A 17,273-nucleotide genomic window follows, 5' to 3' on the forward strand; every position below is an offset into this window, starting at 1 on the left:
CGGCCTGCTTGACCACCTTTGCCCGCAATTCATCGTCCTCGATCAGGTCGATGATGTGCTGGGCCATCACATCGACGTCCCAGAAATCGGCTTTGAGCGCTCCTTTCAGCACCTCGGCCACCCCGGATTGTTTGGAAATGACCGCCGGGATGCCGAACTGGGCGGCTTCCAGCGCGGACAGGCCGAAGGGCTCCGACACCGAAGGCATGCAGTAGATGTCGGTCATCGACAGCAGCTCGTTGACCTTCTCCTTGTTGAGGAAGCCGGTGAAATGCAGGTAGCCACCCAACCCGCGGAAGGCGGTGCTCTCGGCGAGCGGCTTGAGCCTTTCGCCGGTTCCGGCCATCACAAAGCGGACATTGCGGTTTTTCTCGAGAACCTTGGCGGCGATCTCGAGAAAGAACTCCGGCCCCTTCTGGGCGGTCAGCCGGCCGAGGAACAGGACCAGCTTCTCCGGGAACGGCTTCTTGGTGCTGAACACCTTCACCGGCTCCGCGCCGTTGTGAACCGGCCGGATCTTCGCCGGATCGGCGCCGTAGTGACCCGCGCAGATCTGACCGGTGTATCGGCTGACGGGAATGATGATGTCCGCCTGCTCCATCCCGTACTTCTCGAGATCGAAGATCCAGCCGCGGGCATCGGCACCTGCGCGATCGTACTGGGAGGCATGAACGTGGATGACCAGCGGCTTGCCGGTGGCTTTCTTGACCTCCACCCCAGCCAGGAAAGTCATCCAGTCGTGGGCGTGGACGACGTCGAAATCCAACAACATCGCCATCTTGGCCGCGACCTTGGAAAACTCGATCACCTTGGTTCCCAGGTCGCTGCCGTAGAGCTCGCCGGTCTTGAACTGGTCCAGCTGGTTGCGGGTCGTTTGCGAAAACCGCACCTGCTCCCCGGCATCGACCATGATCTTCGAGGTCGTCGTCAACGTTTCGTCGGACGCGTAGGGATCCAGCTCGATCGGAACCCGCTGGATCTCGGCGAAGCTCTCGTAGTGATACTTGCCCTCGGCCCCTTTCAGGTCGTCCACCTTCAGGTTGTTGAGGCCGGTCAGGGTGAACCCGTCGAAATCGGCCTCTGGCGCCGAGCGGGGAACGATCACCCGGAGATCCACGTGCTTGGCAAGGGCCTGCGAAAGACCGAGGCAGGCCACACCTAGGCCGCCGTTGATCAAAGGGGGAAATTCCCAGCCCAGCTTGAGAACGCGAATTCGATTCATGAGCGGTAGAAAGCCGGCTGATACCCGACTCCTCAGGTCACCCACAGGCTACAATCGTGGTGAGCAATGGCCGAGCCAAAGTCGAGGACATTCAAGCCACGGCGCTTCCGGAGGCTTGAATTCAGGAGCAAATCCGCGTCAGCGACCGGTCCCGTCCCACCGCCACCGGGGCGATGGCGGGACACTCCAACAGATAGATCGTCCCGGCCGAAACCCACACCTCCGGACATTATCCGGAAGACCCGGCCGACCTAGGCACGGCGCCTGCTATTTCGATACCACATCACGAATTCGCCATCTTTCCGGGTTGGCAAATCGCAACGATCTCCTGCCTCGTCCACTGCACCCACGCCTCCCCTAGAGTCCATTCCGACTTCCTTGCACCATGCATGCCCCGTCTTCGTCCAAGCCTCCGCGCGTTCTGATCGTTACTCCGGAAATCACTCACCTTCCTTCCGCGCTGGGCCCCGGGGCGAACGGGATCCGGGCCAAGGCCGGCGGACTTGCAGACGCCACCTCCGCCCTTGTTTCGGGACTGGTGGACATCGGGGCCGAGGTCCACGTCGCCCTGCCGAATTTCCGCCGCCTGTTCCGGCGCGACCATGCGGGCCGGCTGCCCGACGAGCTGATCCATGCCAGCACCCATCCCCGCGACGCCCGCATCCACCTCGCGGACGACTGGGTTTTCCATCATCTCGACCGGGTCTACAGCCACAACCCCCACGAAGCCCTTCATGCCGCCCTGGTGTTCCAGCGCGAGGTGATCAACCAGATCATCCCGATGGTCCAACCCGACATCATCCACTGCAATGACTGGATGACCGGATTGATCCCGGCCATGGCCAGGCGCCGCGGCATCAAGAGCCTGTTCACCCTTCACAACATCCACAGCCGCGACGCCACCATGGAGCGGATGGAGGCCACGGGGATCGGGGCTGCCGACTTCTGGAACAATTTCTACTTCCTGCGCCCGCCGGGCCAATACCACCAGTGCCGCTCGACCGTGCCGGTCCACATGCTCGGCACCGGGGTCTACGCCGCCGATCACATCACCACCGTGAGCCCCGGATTCCTCGGCGAGCTGGCGAACGGCCATCATCAGGGCGGCGCCTTCCTGCGTGGCGAGATCGCCCACAAGCTCGGCACCGGCCGGGCCTCCGGCATTCTCAACGCGCCGGACCCCTCCTATGATCCGGAGTCCGACCCCTCGCTGGAAGCGACCTTTTCCGACCGCGACCACACCACCGGCAAGGCCATCAACAAGCGGGCGCTGCAACGCGAGCTCGGCCTCGACGAGGATCCGGATGCCGCGGTCTTTTTCTGGCCGTCCCGGCTCGATCCCCTTCAAAAGGGACCGCAGCTTCTCTGCGACATCCTCCATCGCACGGTCTCCGACTACTGGGACCGCAAGCTGCAAATCGTCGTGGTCGCCGACGGCCCGCACCAGCACTGCCTGCACGGCATCGTCAACCACCACGGCCTGCACCGGCGGGTGGCGGTCCGCGATTTCGACGAGCGCCTCGCCCGCCTCGCCTTCGCCGGCTCGGATTTCATGCTGATGCCCTCGCTGTTCGAACCCTGCGGGCTCCCACAGATGATCGCGCCCCTCTACGGCTGCCTGCCGGTGGTCCACTCGACCGGTGGCCTGCGCGACACCGTCCGCCGCCTCGACTGGGACAACTCGCTGGGCAACGGCTTCTCTTTCGAGCACCCGAACAACCACGGCCTGCGCTGGGCGATCGATGAAGCGATGTGGTTCCACGGCGCCCCGAAGGAAACCCGCGACCGCGAGATCAGCCGGGTGATGCGCCAAAGCCGCAGCGAGTTCGATCCGGCTCGCTTCACCGGTGGCTACGCAGAGATCTACGAGCGCCTGATCGGACGTCCCTTGGTCGAGCCAAAGGAGCCGGTTCAAGAAAGCGAAGCTCGCAGCGCCGCCAAGAAGGCGATTGCCAAGCCGATGCCCGCCCGCTCGCGGCCGGCTGCTTGACTCCTCCGCCAAAGCGACTCCGCACTAACTTTGGCTCTCGGCCGTCTCCGGTTCGGCAGCCTCCGTTTCGATCGACTTGATCGCCTCCGCCGGAAGCGGCTGGGGCAGGATTTCCCGGTAGATGGCTTCCGTCTGCTCCGCGATCCCGTCCCAGCTGAAGCCATAGGCCGCTTTCACCCGGCCGCGTGAGCCCATCCAGCGGGCGTGCTCGAAGTTCGAGAAAGCCGCCTTCACCCCGTCGGCAATCCCGGCCGCGGTGGCATCGACGAGATAGCCATCCTCCCCGTGCGAGACAAAGTCGCGCGGCCCGCCGTTGCGGGTGACCACCACCGGCTTGGAGGCAGCCCAGGCTTCCAGCACCACGATGCCGAACGGCTCGTTGCGGCTGGGCACGCACACCACGTCGGTGCTTTTGAAGAGGTTCAGCACGTCGCTGTCCGGTCCCATCGCGCCGGGGAAACGAACCGCGTGGTTCACCCCGAGCTCGCGCGCGCGGTGCTCGAGGTGGCTGCGCATGTCGCCGTCCCCGACGAACACCGCCTTCGCGCCCGGCTGGTAGCGGAGGATCGACGGCATTGCCTCCAGCAAAAGGTCGGGGCCCTTCTGCGTGCTGATCCGGCCGACGTAGAGGATCATCGGGTCGAGCGGGCCGACCCCATAACTGCGCCGGCAAACCGCCGGGTCGATCTCTCCGTCGAAACGCGAGCACTCGATGCCATTGTAGACGACCCGCAGCTTCCACTCCGGCACTTCATACTGCCACTTCACCTCGTCAGCGAGGTAGCCGGACACGGCGATCACCCGGTCGGCGACGAAGGTGCCCTCGCGCTCGATTGCCCGGATGCGGTCGCACACGCCGGTGTGCAGGTTGTTGCCGGTCCGGCCGAACTGCGTCGAGTGGATGGTGAACACCACCTTGCGGCCGCGGTCGTTCTTGGCCTGGGCCAGCGCCTTCGAGCAGAGCCAATCGTGGCCGTGGACGATGTCGAAGGGCACGCCGTCGGCAGCCTCGGTGGCGCCCAGGAAATAGATCAGGCTATTGCCCATGTTGTTGGTCTCCGTGATGAAGTCCGGATCCAGCTCGATCGGGCAGCGGTGGTATTTCACCCCGTCGATCATCGCGGATGTCGATTGTCCCTCGCCGAGGCGGGTGAACACATGAACCTCATGACCGCGCCGCTCCAGGGCAGCGGCAAGCTCGGTAACGTGAACGGCCCCTCCACCCACGGGGATGGAGTGAAGGCTCTCCCATGACAGCATCGCGATTTTCATAGTTCTCAGCGTGGCGTGGTATCCAAATGACACACTAATTCAGCCGATTCAGGGAGTGCAATTTGCGACAGTCCCGCGGAAAGCTTTTCTGACACCGATTCGATGGAGTCATCGCCCCGGCCACCGTTGCCGTCCGTTCAGGGAGCTTGGCACGTTGCCGGCTACGTTGTCTAATCGGGTTCCTCTCACCCTCCACCCTCACACCCGTCCATGGCTTCCGAAGAATTCTCCGGCAACTACATGGAGAAGCACCGCACCGCGGAAGCGGCGGCGGACTTCTTCCCAGGCGCCGTCCGCGAACTCCGCCGGCCGGCCGCCGGGATCTTCGGGTTCCTCACCGACAATGCGGTCTTGCTGCAAGTTCATCTGGTCGCCGACGGCATCGTGCGCTTCAGGTTCTCGCCCGACGGGCGCTTCGACGACGACTTTTCCTACGCGATCGACCCGGCGTTTCCAGGCGAAGTGCCCGACCACGAGTTGATCGAGTTTGCCGACGGCTTCGCCATCAAAACCGGCGCGCTTTCCATCCGCATCACCCGGATCGGCCTGAAGACGACGATCACCGAGACCGCCAGCGGCCGGATCCTCTGCCAGGACGACAAGGGCTACCACTGGCAAGACAACAAGCGCCATGGCGGCGAGGTCGTCCGGATGAGCAAGGTCTGCCACCACGGCGAATACTTCTACGGCCTGGGCGACAAGTCCTGCGACCTCAACCTCCGCGGCCGTCGCTTCGATCTCTGGGGCAGCGACACCTACGCCTACACGCCCGACACCGACCCGCTCTACAAGAACGTCCCGTTCTACCTCAGCCTTTGCCGCGGCCACAGCTACGGGATCTTCTTCGACAACACCTTCCGCAGCAGCTTCGACTTCGGCAGCCACCACCCCAACGTGACGACATTCTCCGCGCCGGGCGGGGAGATGAACTACTACTTCATCCACGGGTCGGATCCCCTCGACATCGTCCGCCGCTACACCCGGCTCACCGGCGTGCCGGAAATGCCGCCGCTGTGGGCGCTCGGCTACCACCAGTGCAAGTGGAGCTACTATCCGGAAGCCCTGGTCCGCGGGATCGCGGACGGCTTCCGCGCCCGCAAGATTCCCTGCGATGCCCTCTACCTCGACATCGATTACATGGACGGCTACCGCTGCTTCACCTGGGACGCGGAGCGATTTCCCGACCCGAAGCGGATGGTCGCCGACCTGGAAAAGGACGGCTTCAAAACGGTGGCGATCATCGACCCGGGCCTGAAGATCGATCCGAAATACCCGGTCTGGGTCGAGGGCATCGAAAACGACTACTACTGCCGCCGCCAGGACGGAGCACTGATGAAAGGCTCGGTGTGGCCGGGGCTCTGTCATTTCCCCGACTTCACCCGCCCCGAAGTTCGCGACTGGTGGGCCGGCCTGTTCGGCGACCTCGTCGGCGACGTCGGCGTCCATGGCATCTGGAACGACATGAACGAGCCGGCCGTGTTCGAGGAAGGCACTTTCCCCGACGACGTGCGGCATGACTACGACGGCCACCCGTGTTCACACCGCAAGGCGCACAATGTCTACGGGATGCAAATGATCCGCGCCACCCGTGAAGGGCTGCGCCGCTTCGGCAAGGGCCGCCGGACGTTCTCCATCACCCGCTCCGCCTACGCCGGCACCCAGCGCTTCGCCTGCGGCTGGACCGGCGACAACGTGGCATCCTGGGAGCACCTCAACATGGCGAACACCCAGTGCCAGCGGCTCGCCACCTCGGGCATGTCGTTCATCGGCTCGGACATCGGTGGATTCATCGAAACCCCCACCCCGGAGCTCTACCTGCGCTGGGTTCAACTCGCCGTCTTCCATCCGTTTTTCCGCACCCATTCGTCCGGCGACCACGGCGAGCAGGAACCGTGGTCTTTCGGCGAGGACACCACCGACTGGGTCCGCCGTGCGATCGAGATGCGCTACCGCCTGCTTCCCGCCGTTTACACCGCCTTCCGCCAGTATGTGAAGGACGGCACTCCCATCCTCCGTTCATTGCCGCTGGTCGATTACCAGAATCCCGATACCTACTGGCGCAGCGCGGAGTTCTACTTCGGCGACCACCTCTATGTCGTGCCGATCATGGCCGAAGGGGAGGAGGGCCGCTTCCTTTACCTGCCGCGGAGCGATTGGTTCTCCTACCACGACGATTCGCGCCCGAAGGCCGTCAATACCGACATCTGGATCGAATGCCCGATCGATCGCATCCCGGTCTTTGTCCGCGCCGGCGCCATCGTCCCGCATTGGCCGCTGCAACAGCATGTCGGGGAAATCCCCCATCCGGAACCGGAGCTCCGCGCCTGGTGGAAGGACGGGCAGGAGACCAGTTGCTGGTACGAGGACGAAGGCGACGGCGAGGCCTGGAGACAAGGCGACTACCGAGAATCCACCTTGCGGTTGGAGGGCAGCTCCGGATCGATCGTAATCAGCCGTGAATGGGAGGGCCACTGGACGCCCGGCTATGACACCGTTCACCTGACCTTTTGCGGCATCGGCAGCGCGGATGCCGAATTGAAGGTCATCGTCGATGGATCCGAGACCCTCGCCCTGCGTGGCGACGACGGACGCTACCGCACGAGCGTTCCGAAGAACTTCAAAACCGCATCGATCCAGTGGGCTCCGGCCCCTTGGACGAAAAAGCGCAGCGACAGCGTGGCGAGCTAATCCCCCACTGCCCCAACGTTCTTCGCCTTGAAATCTGGCGGGACCCATGGCGGGTTTCCCTCCCTCAATTGATCTTCGAGGTCAGGGGGCAACTCGGACAACTGCACCCAGTACACCGTGGTGCCAAACGGGCCGGGACGGCCTTGTTCGAGATAGGCACGCCCGCCCGAACAACCGACGTAACCGGTCCATTCGGCACTGTTGATTTCTTCAATCTTCTCCGCTTGCCGGAGAAACTCTGCAGCGGAAAGTCGCCGTAGATTGGAACTGCCGAGCGAGAAGCCGGCAAGTCCTCCGATCGCCAGAATCGCGCAGGTGATCGACAGAGACTTGGCAGTCATACGCAAGCCATGTTGCCCAAGGTATTTTCCGTCAACCCGGATCGGAACACCGGAGACGAACTCATTGCCTCGCGCGGATTGCCTCCAGCGCGCGGTTGATCAGCAGCTTGAGCTCGTCGATCGCCCCCTCGCGCGCCGCCTCGAGCACCGGCACGCTTTTCTCGGTGCCCACCTTGCCTAACATGCGAACCAAGGACATCTGGTGGGTAATGGTCGATTCCGGATAATGAGCCAGCAAGCGGTCCTCGATCGCCGGCCCCATGCGGCTGTAGGTCTCTTCCCAGATATCGGCATCCTTGAGCCAAAGGCCGTCGAGCACCGGGATCACCGCAGGATCCCCGCGCGCCACCAGGAACTTCACCAGCGACTCCGGCACCTCGCCGTGCTGCGCTGTGATCTTTTCAACCGTGTTGCGGACCGCCTCGGTGGAACCATCGCCTTGCTCGCTCCAGGTCACGAGGGTCTTGCCGATATCGCCCGCCAACCGGTCGTCCCCCTCCCCGAGCAATTGCTGCATGCGGCGGACGATGTCGGAGCGGTAGATCTTCGGCTCCGCCGCGCCGAGACGAATCACCGCCCGGCGCGCCCGCTCCAGATCGATGCTCTCCAATTCGCGGCGGTTCAATTCGTAGAACGCGGGATCCGACGAGTCGGTCAGCTTTTCGATCGGCCCCTCCATGAAGCTCTCGTTGTTCACCTCGACCTCGATCAATCGCAGGGCATCAACCGTCCGCCGCACTTCCCCGAACCGCTCGCAAAGCCGTGCCAGTTCATCCAGGTTCGCCGTCGCCCCCGAAACCACCAGGAGATAATCCGGTGAGCGCGGATACATGTGGGAGCTGGGGCTCGCCCCGGTGACCCGCACGAAGTAATTCCGCACCTGCAGCCGGTGATACTCCTGCAGGCCGCGCAACCAGATCCCGGCCGAATGGGGAGAGACCTCAAGCTCCCGCGCCAACGGATCGTAGCCGACCTTCTGCTTGAGCGCATCGAGTTCCTGTTCCCTCGACGGGGTGGTCGACACCACCGGATCCCGCGGATCATCCGTGTCGTCCGTCACCACCTGTCCGGCGGCTTGATTTCCCTCCGTGACCACGAACGGCACGGCGATCAACAAGGCGGCCACGAGGACCGCGGCGAGGGCGGCCCGCTTCCGAGCCCGGGGATTCGCCGCGATCAACAAGGCTCCGCATACAATCGCGGTAAAGACTGCAAGCATCAGCCGCTTTGACTGGGATGCCCCGTAGAGGACCCCCCCGGCCCCGCCGCCGAAGACGAGCATCAGGGCCACGATTACGATGATAGCTGCGGCCGCGAAGCCGAAGATCAAACGCAGCGGCGAGGTCGTCTCGAACGTGCGGTGTGCGGGTTCCTCGGCGTATTGGACGGTTTGAAAACTCGCCGTCGAGGTGTTCACCGACTTTGGCATCCGTGAGAACCCGTCCAGGGCATGCCCGCGCCGCTCGCCGGGATAGAATTTTTTGGTCCGCACCAGCACCTCGTCGTTCACCCGGAAGCGGTGCTCGCAGGACCCGCACTCGACCATGCGCTCCTTCAATTCGGTCCCGACCATGAAGCGCTGCCCGCATCCGGGGCAGCGGATGGCGATTTTTTCCGGGTCGGCTTTCGGCGCGTCCATGCGGCTTGATCTTCAGCGTTTCATCGCGGCAATGCAACCCGGGAGAGCAGGCATGTTAGAAGCTCGTCGCCTCGCGCCGCAGGTGCACGGCCACGCAGTCGGTTTCCGGCAGGATGAACTTCTCGATGCTCACCTCCACTGCCGCTGCCACCCGATACCCCAACACCAGGCCGGCGATGTCGGACGCCAGGGTCTCGATCAGCCGCCGCTCGCCGCTGCCGGCCAACTCGCGGATGCGCCCGGCGAGGTCGGCGTAGTCGAGCGTCCTTCCGATCTGATCGTCCATCTCGGCAAAGCCGGTGGCGACGGTGATCCGGACATCCACCTTCACCTCCTGCGCCGACGCCCGTTCCTCGTCCGGCACGCCGATCCGGGTGGCAACCCTCAATCCGCGGATTTCAATCTGATGTGAATTGCCCATAAATCTGTCTATCCCCGCGTTCCGTTCAAACGGGATGCTCGATCAATCCTTGGTTCAAGGCCTCGACCAACAGCGTGCGGGTCGGACGGTTGAGATCCATCCCCATCGCCTGGGCGGGCGTGACCCAACGAAATTCCTGTGCCTCGTCGTTGAGAACCACCTCCCCTGTCGCCACCCGCGCCACGTAATTCAGAAGCAGGAAGTGCTCGCGGCGATGGAACTCGTCGGAGTCGACACAGTCCTGGACCAGCACGAACCTCGGGTCGCGGAGTTCCAGGCCGGTTTCCTCGCGGATCTCCCGGCGAAGGGCGTCGAGCGAGCTTTCGCCGCGCTTGATCTTGCCACCGGGGATTCCCCAGCGATGGCCCCACTTGTGGGTCTTGACCATCAACAAGCGGCCACATCCATCATGCAGCAGCGCCCCGACGGTGGCCACCGGCATCGGCCGCCACCCCGGCCGGCCCATCAGGCGTCGCAAGACCTCGAGATCCGGGACCGTGAGGTCGGGCCGTGACACGGCCAATGGCCCCGCATGGGTGTAGCCGGTGAGGACGGCGATCGAGGTGAGATTGCCGTGGCGGGCGGTGTCGATGTCATGCGTCATGTCGCCGATGAAGGCGCTCTCCGCGGGATCCAGCCGATGGGCCTCCAGCAGACCGAGAATCCGCTCGCGCTTGTCGAGCACGCCGGAATAGGTCGCCTCGAAGAAGTCGGCGAGCCCGAGATCGTGAAGCTGCCGCCGGAACGCCTCGCTGTCCATGCTGGTGAGGACGAAGGCCCTGATCCCGTGGTCGCGGCACCATTCGAGTTTCTCCCGGGCGTGCGGCAGGATCGTCACCGGGGCCTGCGATGCCGAAAAGGCCTTCCGGAAGTGCACCTCCAGTTCCTCCAAGGGAACCCCCGGGAGCACCTCCTCGTAGAATTCGGCGTAGGGAAGACGGAAACTCAGGCGGAACGCCTCGCGGTCGAGCGGCGGCTTCCCGTAGACCCCGAGGACATGGTTGGTCGCCTCCAGCACCGGCGGCAAGTCGTCGACCAAGGTGCCGGACCAATCGAAGATGAGATTTCGGAACATGCGGTAATCCGGTCAACCGACCGTGAAACGAATGGATTTGACCACCCCCTGACCGGCCGCCTGCTGTACCTTGCGGAGCAATTCGGCGCGGGTCTGCTCGAGATGGAAGCGCATCGCCGGCTGCAGCACGTGAAGGGTCAGGCAGCCGCCTTTCAGCGACACCGGATTGGCATTGCGGGCAATGAAGTCGCCGGCCACGTCCTTCCACATCTCCCGCAATCGCTCTTCGTCGATGCCTTCCGAGGCACCTGCCTGGCGCAAAATGGAGGCAAGGAACTCGCCGGGCTGATGCAGGCGCTCGTCGAGGTGCGCCGGTTCGTCGGCGCGCCAGTCCCGGAGCACGGCGCGGCGGATCGCCTCGAGCCGGGATTTCCTCGCCATGGCAGGTCAGTCTTCGCCGTCGTCGCCGATGGCTTCGACCGGGCATCCTTCCATCGCCTCGCGGCATTGCGACCGTTCCTCGTCGTTCTCCGGCTGCTTGTAGACGTAGGAGTAGCCCTCGTCGTCGGAGCGGGTGAAGTTGTTCGGCGCGGTCTCGCGGCACAGGTCGCAGTCGATGCACTGGCTGTCGACGTAGAATTTGCCCGTGACGTTTTCCTGATTCTTGTCTTCGCGATCGGCCATGGAGAGAATTTGCTGCTCGCGTTTGCATCGCGCCAGCAGGCCTTTCATGCAACCCTTTTTCCGGATTCCTCGCGGTCAAGGATTCCACTGGCCAAGGGCGCGCGGTGTTCCTAAACCGGGGGCCGCTTCACCAATGCCCGCGGAACCACCCAGTTCGTCCAATACCCCGGGACGCCATCGTCCCGCCCTTTCGGATCTCTCCAAGGAGACCACGGAAGACGACCTGTGGAACCTGGACGAGACCTCCCCGGAGATCGAATCCAAGCAACCGAAGCCCCCCCCGACGAAGCGCCCGGCCGCCAAGCCCCTTCCCCAGACACCGGAACACCAGGAATTCCCGGTCGACACCGAGAAGCCGTCGCCCGTCCGGCCGCCCCGGACCAAACCGCTTGGAAAAAGCGATGAAAAGCCGGAGCCCGTCGACGAGATCGGAGAGCTCGACGAACCCGACTCTCCGGATGGAGGCAAGGTGGTGACCTTGGTCGTTCCGGACGAGAAGCCGGAGCCCCCGCCCGCGCCTGCCGCGCAAGATTCGCCCCCGGTTCCCGAAGCAGTAACCAAACCCTCCCCCGACGCCCCGCCGGCACCGGCGAAAGAGCCCAAACCAAGGAAGACACCGGCCCCGGAGACGGCCGTCAAACCGCGCATGAACCGGCGGGAACTCGTCGGCATCGCGGCCTTCGCCGTCGTCCTCCTGGCCGCCGCGATCTGGGTCTTGTCGCAGTTCTTCGGCCTGTTCCGATTCAAGTCCGAGTTCGTCGACAAACCGGACTTGCCGATCTCCGGCGAACACGTGGTGCTGGCCGCCGCCGAAACCTTCTGGCGCGAGCCGGTCCGGGAAGGAGAATCCCGTGATGTCGCCCGCCGCGAGGTGGTCATGATCCCGGTACTGGAAATCTCGCTCGACCCCGACCAGTCGCCGAGCGGCGCGCTGCGGATCATTTTCCGCAATGGCGACGGTGAACCGGTCGGCGACTCGATCACCCGTTCCTTCACCGGCGGACGCTTCGACGCGAACGGCGAGGTGACGCTGGCATTCCCTGCCACCGACGGCTTCCTCGAAATGGGCAATTACAATGCCTACCGTACCGGCAAGGACGGCTTCTGGACGGCTGAAGTCCATGAAGGGCCGTCCATCAACGCGCCGGCCAGCCAGTTCAAGCCTCTCGTCCCCATCCCCGTCTTCCCTCTCCGCCGCTGATCATGTCCGATACCAAAGTTCCCCCGCTCGTGCCGCGCGAAGGTTGGCACGTCATGCACCTCTTCTATCAGATCGACCACTCGCAGTGGATGATCCTGAGCGACGAGGAGAGGCGCGCCGCCAAGACCCGGCTCACCGAACTCGTCCAGGAGATCCGCGCCACCAAGGACACCCACCTGCTGACCTTCTCGATTGCCACGCCGAAGGCCGACATCGGCTTCATGCTGCTGACCCCCGACCTCCAGGTCGCGAATGCCTACGAGAAGCAGCTGTCGCTTTCGCTGGGGCCGGAGATCCTCAGCCCGGTCTATTCCTACCTCTCCCAGACGGAGGGCTCCGAATACACCACCACCTCCGAGCAGTACGCCGCGGAAACCCTGGTCGCCGAGAAGGGCCTCGCCGAGGGCAGCCCGGAGTTCGAGCAGGCGATGAAGGAATTCGAGGACCGCATGGCCCACTACCTCAAGCACCGCCTCTACCCGGTGCTGCCGGACTGGCCGGCCGTTTGCTTCTACCCCATGTCGAAGCGCCGCCAGGGCGACGACAACTGGTACTCGCTGTCTTACGAGAAGCGCCGTGAACTGATGGCCGGCCACGCCCGGGTGGGACGCACCTACTCCGGCCGGATCCTCCAGTTGATCACCGGCTCCACCGGCCTCGACGAATACGAGTGGGGAGTGACCTTGCTCGCCAAGGACACCATCGACATCAAGTCGATCGTCTACGAAATGCGCTTCGACGAAGTCACCGCCCGCTACGGCGAATTCGGCGACTTCTACATCGGCATGCAGCTGCCGCTCGACGAGCTCTTCCGCCGGGTCTGCCTGTAGGCAGGCTCAGCGGTTCTCGATCGCTTCCATTTCCGCGCGCATCCGCTCCATCAGCAGCTGCATCTCCTCGAGATGACCGCGCATCCGGTCGGCCGCGTCCGGATCGATCGGAACCGCACGCGGCTGCGGTCGGGGCCTCGGCCCCGAAGGCGGCAAGTTTCGTTGCCGCGGTCCCCGCTGGCCGACCTGCTGGTTCTGCGCCAGACGTTCGGCCTCCATTTCGGCCTGCGCGACTTCGGGAGACACCGGGTTCTTGCTCAGCAAATTGACGATGCTCGCCGACGGGATCACGAAACTCCGGGTGCGATCGGCACGGGCGATCACGATGCCCACGACCTTGCCGTCGAGATCCACCACCGGGCCTCCACATTGGTCGCGGTTGAGCTGCATGTCGGTCTGGATGACGCGCGGGAATCCGCTGCGCACCAGGCTCAGCCGCGAACCCATTCGCTCCATCTGGTTCAGGCGCTGGTTTTCGACCTGCGGATAGTGGACATTCTTCTCCTGCAAGGTGGCTTCAGTCTCCTCCGCGGCGTCCGCGCGCAGGAAGCCGAGCTTCACCGTGTCGCCGGGCACGTGGCCCGCCAGCGCGGTTTGCAACTCGAGCAGACTGCCGATGCCGTGGTCACCGAGCGACTGGATCACATCGCCGGGCCTCAGTCCCGCGGCGCTCGCGGCGCTGCCGTCCTGAACCCCGACGATCTCCAGGCCTTTCTTGCCGGGCAAGGGATTCAACTCCACGCCGAGGAACGCCTGGTCCTTCTCGCGCAGCGAGCGCGCCTCGACCGCCACCACCCCCACGCTCACCGGCGTGTCATCGGGCGACGCGGCAACCAGGAACCGACCCAACTTCGGGGCATCCCCGGCGTCGAAGGCGACCGCCGGGAAACTGGCCCCTTCGAGCTGCAGGAGCGCCAGGTCCTCCTCCTGATGGACACCGAGAACACTCGCCTTCGCGGTCACACCGTCACCGCCGACGACCTGGAGATCCCCCCGGGTCATCGCGATCTCGCTCCACTTGGTGAGCACCTTGGTGCCGTCCTCGACCACCGTACCCAGCACCACCGGCTGCTTGCCGCGCCCGGTGTCCGCCCAGACCCAGACGGTCGAGCGCATGGCGTCGCGGGCGACCGGACGGATCGCATCGAAGAACTCGATCGTCTGGTCCTGGACCGCCTGCACCTCCTCGGGCCGCATCAACGGGGCTTCCCCGTTCCGCTGGGCGTGGACCGCCGCCAACAGCGCGGCATTCAGCAATAGAATCAATGATTTCGGTTTCATCGCTGGCAGATAATTTTACCGGGCTTGGCTCCGCTTGATCATCTCGACTTCAACGTCGACGGGTTGGCCGGAGCGCACGAGGCCGACCGTCACTTTGTCCCCGACCTCCTTCTTGGCCAGGATCACCAACAGGTTGGCACCGTCGCGGACCTTCGTGCCATCCACCGCGGTGATCACGTCGCCTCTCCGGAGCCCGGACTTGGCCGCGTATCGGCCCACTTCGGCGATCACCACCCCGCCGCCCCGCACCGAGGCCCCCAGCGCGATCCCGAGTACCGGGCGCTCGGGGTTCAGCAAGGGATCCATCTGCAGCTGTCCCCAGATGTCTCCCGCCAGCAAGCGGTCCCAGTCGGTCTCGAAGCCGTCCACGCCGGCATGATTGTTGTTGCTCAGCGAGGTGCCGATCGATGAGTTGATCCCGACGATCTTCCCGTCCAGGTCGAACAGCGGCCCGCCCGAATCCCCGCCGATCAAAGTGCAATCGCTGGTCAGGAAATTCCCCGGTCCGTCGGAAACCACCCGGCCAAAGCGCACCGGCGGCGTCCGCGCCGCGTCATAACCGGTCGAATGGCCCATCGCGATCACCCAGTCGCCGGCCTTGAGCGGCTTCGACTTGCCACGCTCCATGTAAGGCCAGGGACCTTTCTCGGTGATCCTCACCAGCCCGATGTCCTTGGAGAGGTTCGCCCCGAGGACCTTGCCCGTGGTCTGTTTGCCGTTGGGAAACACCACCGTCACTTCCTCGACCCCTTCGACCACGTGGGCGGCGGTGAGGATCAAGCCGTCGGGGGTGGACACCACGCCCGAACCGGAGGCCTGCGTTGCTTCTGAAATCAAGGCCACCGTGGACCCCATCGCCTTGTCGGCGACCTCGGCAATGCGTTGTTCGAGCTTGCGCACATCGTCAATCGAATGCACCGGCTCCCGCGACCAGGCGGGACTCAGCAAAACGATCGCCGCGGCGGCTCCCGCCACTCCTTGGAAAAATCTCGGCTGCTTCATCGCTTTCTCACACAACACAGCGACACGATCCGACTGCTTCGTCTGCCGCACCATATCGCCATCGCTTCCGCCCACCATCCGCGCTAATTTCCCCAAGTCCATGCAGAAACCATCGCCGAAGGAACCCAGCAGCCCGAAAGGAAGTGCCAGCGACAAGCGCGGTTCCAATCGCAAGAAAGAGGCCCCGAAGAAGCCCGTCGGCCTCGGATCGGTCATCCTCTTCTGGCCATTTCACCTGTTCCACCTGCTGATCCGGCCGCTGCCAGGATTGCTGAGGGTGCCCATCCGCCTGGTTGGCGACCTCGCCATCCTCGGTGCCTACGCCGGCCTCGCCATGGGCGTCTTCTACTACGTCCGCGCCCGCCCCTTCGACATGGCCAAGGTCGCGGAGATGCCCCAGCGCACCATCGTCTACGACCGCCGCGGCGACGAACTCGGGCGCATCCACGGCGAAAAGCGCGACGTCATCCGGATCTCCGAGGTCTCCCCGGACTTCCTCGCCGCCATTCTCGCCCGCGAGGACGAGCGCTTCTTCAACCACCACGGCGTCGACTGGATCGGGGTCGCCCGCGCGATGGTCGAAAACGTCAAGCGCGGCGGCATCGAGCAAGGGGCCTCCACCCTCACCATGCAGCTCGCCCGCAACAGCTTCCAGCTCAAGTCGCCGCTGCTCGACTTCTCGGGCAAGCTCCAGGAGCTCGACCGCAAGTTCCTCGAAGTGGCCGTCTCGTACCGGATCGAGGCGAACTATGAAAAGGACGAGATCCTGCAGCATTACGTGAACCGGATTTTCTGGGGCCACTCGATCCGCGGAATCGAGGAAGCCTCCCGCACCTACTTCGAGAAACACGCCAAGGAACTCAGCCTGTCGGAGTCCGCCCTGCTCGCCGGCATCGTCCGCGGCCCGAACGCATTCTCCCCCTTCAACGACATCGACAAGGCCATCCGCGAGCGCAACAGCACCCTCGACCGCATGGTCACCGCCAAGTCCGCCACGCCGGAGGAGGCGGAAGTAGCGAAACAAGAGCCGATTTCCGTGCGTCCGGAATGGCGACGGATCTTCCACGACAGCTACGCCATGGACGCGATCCGCCGCGAGCTGGAGCGCATCCTTGAGGAAGAAAACATCGAGCTCGGCGGACTCGAGATCACCACCACGATCGATCACCTGATCCAGAAAAAGGCCGAGGACGCCCTCGACGCGAAACTCCGCCAGCTCGAGCGCTCGCCCGGCTACCCGCACCAAACCCGCGCCGCTTGGAACGAGCTGCCCGCCGATGCCAAGACCCGCCCCGCCTACCTCCAGGGCAGCGTTGTCGCCATTGAAAACCTCAGCGGAGCGGTGCTCGCCATCGTCGGCGGCCGCAACGCCGACGAGTCGAAGTTCAACCGCGCCCTGCAGGCACGCCGCCAGATCGGTTCGGTCTTCAAGCCCTTCGTCTACCTCGCCGCCTTCGACAAGGGCGTCCGCCCTAACACCCTGATCGACGACGGCCCCATCTATCGCGGAGAAATCAAGGGGGCCGGCAACTGGCGGCCGAGAAACTCCGACGGCAAGTTCGGCGGCATGCTGCCCGCCTCGACCGGCCTCATCCGCTCGCGCAACACCATGTCGGTCCGCGTCGGCAACCGCGCCGGCATCGAGAACGTCGCCGAAGTCGCGGAGTCGGTCGGCTTCGAGACGCCG

Annotated in this window: 15 protein-coding genes; 5 read left to right on the plus strand and 10 right to left on the minus strand. The window is 64.4% G+C overall.

The genetic code is table 11. The annotated features are described in order from the left end of the window. On the minus strand, positions 1 to 1,222 hold a 1,222-nt coding region (locus IG178_RS21955), incomplete at its 3' end, for a glycosyltransferase (protein ID WP_193214737.1). Between the two features lie 385 nt (positions 1,223 to 1,607). Between IG178_RS21955 and IG178_RS21960 the strand changes: the two genes are divergently transcribed. Then, on the plus strand, positions 1,608 to 3,212 hold the full coding sequence (locus IG178_RS21960; protein ID WP_193214738.1) for a glycogen synthase: 1,605 nt from the start codon (positions 1,608 to 1,610) through the stop codon (positions 3,210 to 3,212). 24 nt (positions 3,213 to 3,236) lie between these two features. On the opposite strand, the gene IG178_RS21965 is transcribed toward IG178_RS21960, so the two are convergent. After that, positions 3,237 to 4,484, minus strand: coding sequence for a glycosyltransferase family 4 protein (locus IG178_RS21965; RefSeq protein ID WP_193214739.1), 1,248 nt, complete (start codon positions 4,482 to 4,484; stop codon positions 3,237 to 3,239). Positions 4,485 to 4,694: 210 nt separating this feature from the next. On the opposite strand from IG178_RS21965, the gene IG178_RS21970 reads away from it, so the two are divergent. Further along, positions 4,695 to 7,172: a glycoside hydrolase family 31 protein gene (locus tag IG178_RS21970; RefSeq protein WP_193214740.1), complete on the plus strand. Its 2,478-nt coding sequence runs from the start codon at positions 4,695 to 4,697 to the stop codon at positions 7,170 to 7,172. On the opposite strand, the gene IG178_RS21975 is transcribed toward IG178_RS21970, so the two are convergent. From IG178_RS21975 to IG178_RS22000, 6 genes are all read right to left on the minus strand, one after another. Next, entirely contained in the window at positions 7,169 to 7,513 is a 345-nt protein-coding gene (locus IG178_RS21975) for a hypothetical protein (RefSeq protein ID WP_193214741.1), read from the minus strand. The genes IG178_RS21970 and IG178_RS21975 overlap by 4 nt on opposite strands. A gap of 61 nt (positions 7,514 to 7,574) precedes the next feature. Then, on the minus strand, positions 7,575 to 9,152 hold the full coding sequence (locus tag IG178_RS21980) for a zinc ribbon domain-containing protein (protein WP_193214742.1): 1,578 nt from the start codon (positions 9,150 to 9,152) through the stop codon (positions 7,575 to 7,577). 55 nt (positions 9,153 to 9,207) lie between these two features. Further along, a complete protein-coding gene (locus tag IG178_RS21985; RefSeq protein WP_226895685.1) occupies positions 9,208 to 9,573 on the minus strand; it encodes a dihydroneopterin aldolase in 366 nt (121 codons plus the stop codon). A gap of 25 nt (positions 9,574 to 9,598) precedes the next feature. Then, positions 9,599 to 10,648 carry an NUDIX domain-containing protein gene (locus IG178_RS21990; RefSeq protein WP_193214744.1) on the minus strand — a complete coding sequence of 350 codons (1,050 nt, stop codon included), beginning with the start codon at positions 10,646 to 10,648 and terminating at the stop codon, positions 9,599 to 9,601. A 12-nt stretch (positions 10,649 to 10,660) separates the two neighbouring features. Further along, positions 10,661 to 11,029, minus strand: coding sequence for a DciA family protein (locus IG178_RS21995; RefSeq protein ID WP_193214745.1), 369 nt, complete (start codon positions 11,027 to 11,029; stop codon positions 10,661 to 10,663). Positions 11,030 to 11,035: 6 nt separating this feature from the next. Then, positions 11,036 to 11,272, minus strand: a complete 237-nt coding sequence (locus tag IG178_RS22000) for a ferredoxin (RefSeq protein WP_193214746.1) — start codon at positions 11,270 to 11,272, stop codon at positions 11,036 to 11,038. Positions 11,273 to 11,405: 133 nt separating this feature from the next. Between IG178_RS22000 and IG178_RS22005 the strand changes: the two genes are divergently transcribed. Further along, positions 11,406 to 12,473: a hypothetical protein gene (locus IG178_RS22005; protein ID WP_193214747.1), complete on the plus strand. Its 1,068-nt coding sequence runs from the start codon at positions 11,406 to 11,408 to the stop codon at positions 12,471 to 12,473. 2 nt (positions 12,474 to 12,475) lie between these two features. Then, complete coding sequence (gene hemQ, locus IG178_RS22010; protein WP_193214748.1) at positions 12,476 to 13,303, plus strand: hydrogen peroxide-dependent heme synthase; 828 nt, start codon at positions 12,476 to 12,478, stop codon at positions 13,301 to 13,303. Positions 13,304 to 13,309: 6 nt separating this feature from the next. On the opposite strand, the gene IG178_RS22015 is transcribed toward hemQ, so the two are convergent. Both IG178_RS22015 and IG178_RS22020 read right to left on the minus strand, forming a co-directional pair. Then, positions 13,310 to 14,584 carry a PDZ domain-containing protein gene (locus tag IG178_RS22015; RefSeq protein WP_193214749.1) on the minus strand — a complete coding sequence of 425 codons (1,275 nt, stop codon included), beginning with the start codon at positions 14,582 to 14,584 and terminating at the stop codon, positions 13,310 to 13,312. Positions 14,585 to 14,599: 15 nt separating this feature from the next. After that, positions 14,600 to 15,586 (minus strand): S1C family serine protease, encoded by a 987-nt coding sequence (locus tag IG178_RS22020; RefSeq protein WP_193214750.1) that lies wholly within the window; start codon positions 15,584 to 15,586, stop codon positions 14,600 to 14,602. Positions 15,587 to 15,686: 100 nt separating this feature from the next. Between IG178_RS22020 and IG178_RS22025 the strand changes: the two genes are divergently transcribed. Next, the coding region (locus IG178_RS22025) for a transglycosylase domain-containing protein (RefSeq protein WP_193214751.1) at positions 15,687 to 17,273 on the plus strand (1,587 nt) is incomplete at its 3' end.

The sequence above is a fragment of the Neoluteolibacter marinus genome (genome assembly GCF_014904755.1).
Lineage (GTDB): Bacteria > Verrucomicrobiota > Verrucomicrobiia > Verrucomicrobiales > Akkermansiaceae > Haloferula > Haloferula marina.

Excerpts from the sequence above, each read along its gene's own strand:
- IG178_RS21960 (WP_193214738.1), top strand. The coding sequence starts at position 1,608 with ATGCATGCCCCGTCTTCGTCCAAGCCTCCGCGCGTTCTGATCGTTACT.
- IG178_RS21965 (WP_193214739.1), bottom strand. The coding sequence starts at position 4,484 with ATGAAAATCGCGATGCTGTCATGGGAGAGCCTTCACTCCATCCCCGTG.
- IG178_RS21970 (WP_193214740.1), top strand. The coding sequence starts at position 4,695 with ATGGCTTCCGAAGAATTCTCCGGCAACTACATGGAGAAGCACCGCACC.
- IG178_RS21975 (WP_193214741.1), bottom strand. The coding sequence starts at position 7,513 with ATGACTGCCAAGTCTCTGTCGATCACCTGCGCGATTCTGGCGATCGGA.
- IG178_RS21980 (WP_193214742.1), bottom strand. The coding sequence starts at position 9,152 with ATGGACGCGCCGAAAGCCGACCCGGAAAAAATCGCCATCCGCTGCCCC.
- IG178_RS21985 (WP_226895685.1), bottom strand. The coding sequence starts at position 9,573 with ATGGGCAATTCACATCAGATTGAAATCCGCGGATTGAGGGTTGCCACC.
- IG178_RS21990 (WP_193214744.1), bottom strand. The coding sequence starts at position 10,648 with ATGTTCCGAAATCTCATCTTCGATTGGTCCGGCACCTTGGTCGACGAC.
- IG178_RS21995 (WP_193214745.1), bottom strand. The coding sequence starts at position 11,029 with ATGGCGAGGAAATCCCGGCTCGAGGCGATCCGCCGCGCCGTGCTCCGG.
- IG178_RS22000 (WP_193214746.1), bottom strand. The coding sequence starts at position 11,272 with ATGGCCGATCGCGAAGACAAGAATCAGGAAAACGTCACGGGCAAATTC.
- IG178_RS22005 (WP_193214747.1), top strand. The coding sequence starts at position 11,406 with ATGCCCGCGGAACCACCCAGTTCGTCCAATACCCCGGGACGCCATCGT.
- hemQ (WP_193214748.1), top strand. The coding sequence starts at position 12,476 with ATGTCCGATACCAAAGTTCCCCCGCTCGTGCCGCGCGAAGGTTGGCAC.
- IG178_RS22015 (WP_193214749.1), bottom strand. The coding sequence starts at position 14,584 with ATGAAACCGAAATCATTGATTCTATTGCTGAATGCCGCGCTGTTGGCG.
- IG178_RS22020 (WP_193214750.1), bottom strand. The coding sequence starts at position 15,586 with ATGAAGCAGCCGAGATTTTTCCAAGGAGTGGCGGGAGCCGCCGCGGCG.